Consider the following 1,307-nt stretch of genomic DNA (forward strand, 5'->3'; position numbering starts at 1 on the left):
GTCAGTATTTGCCACGTCTAAAAAGTTAAAAAAGCGCTTAAAACTGACCTTGAATAAAAATGCCACACCAAGCCAACAGGACAGTCCTAACCATGCCGTATCGGCAAATAATAAGCCACCGATCAATATGATGGTCGATACGCCAATACTCATGGCAATCATCGATGGCTGATTTAAGCGGTAGCGATAAACTACAAAAGCATCATAAAGCGTAATGGGAATGGTCAACGCAACCAATGCGTAGGGCAGGTTGTAAAACAGTTGATACAGTAGCTGATTGTCATGAAACATCTTGATACTGGCAATGGTGCCAAAGACTATAAAGGCCAAAATGGCCGCATAAATGAGATAGATCGCTATCTGATTTGCACGCTGCGCGCCTCTAATACGAGCAATAGCAAGCGGAGCAAAACCATGTTGCGACTTAGTGTGCAAGTCTTGGTCTAGGGCAGTGGTCATAGTAATCAGTCATTTATCTGTGAATAGGTACGATGTAGCAAAATGGTGCGACAGAGACAAAAGTGTCTTTTGCCTAATTAGTCAGCTTTGACCGCATCAATAGCGATACTACTATTTGGATCCGCAAAGTAGGTCGACATCAGGATACAAGCAGAGATATCATCAATCGGGTCACGTTCATGCTTGATCCAGCCGTTGTCCCATGCGATTTCTCTTGCTTCGATAGAGGTTAAACGCTCATCACATAATGATACGGTCACTGGCAAGTGTTGCTCCATAATTCTATGAGCCAGACGCCGCGCGAATTTATGTGCGCGTTTTGAGAGCATGGAGCTGCTACCATCCATATTAAGTGGCAGGCCGACCACGACTTGTGCCACGCCCCAGACCTTTATAATACCGATGAGATTGTCCCAGTCTGGCTGACCATTATTCATCGCCAAGATATCAAAAGCGCGTGCGGTTTGGGTCAAGCTATTACCGAGCGCCATACCCATTTTTTTGACACCATAATCTAGCGCCAAAATAAGATGCGGCTTTATTTCTGGCTCAGAGTCGCTAAGACCGTTGATATTAGACTCATTACTGTCAATGCCATTTATATCAAGATCATGATCTGTAGCTTCTTTGCTATCTACCATAAAAGTACTATCCACCATAGTGACGGCTATCCTTTATTTCTTTATCTGTATTCATAAAGCGCAATTCATAGAACATGTGCTATTAAGCATGACCGATGTCACTGCTAAGGTAGTCAAAGTTGACGCCGATTTTGTCAGCGGCGATTTGCCAGCGCTCTTCGAACGGCGTATCAAACAATAAAGTCAGATCGGCAGGGCAGACGAGCC

2 protein-coding genes and 1 pseudogene are annotated in these 1,307 nt (G+C 44.3%); all 3 read right to left on the reverse strand.

Annotation, left to right across the window (positions count from 1 at the left end; all coding sequences use genetic code 11):
• A partial coding sequence (locus tag ACS8FC_RS14270) for a hypothetical protein (RefSeq protein WP_439297243.1) occupies positions 1-459 on the reverse strand: 459 nt, incomplete at its 3' end.
• Positions 460-536: 77 nt separating this feature from the next.
• Complete coding sequence (ruvX, locus tag ACS8FC_RS14275; protein WP_439297244.1) at positions 537-1,118, reverse strand: Holliday junction resolvase RuvX; 582 nt, start codon at positions 1,116-1,118, stop codon at positions 537-539.
• A 64-nt stretch (positions 1,119-1,182) separates the two neighbouring features.
• Positions 1,183-1,307: pseudogene (locus tag ACS8FC_RS14280) on the reverse strand (YqgE/AlgH family protein); the annotation flags it as partial.

The organism is Psychrobacter sp. 1Y4 (assembly GCF_051847555.1).

Bases quoted from the DNA above. Each gene is read 5' to 3' on its own strand.
- ruvX (WP_439297244.1), bottom strand. From the start codon at position 1,118: ATGGTGGATAGTACTTTTATGGTAGATAGCAAAGAAGCTACAGATCAT.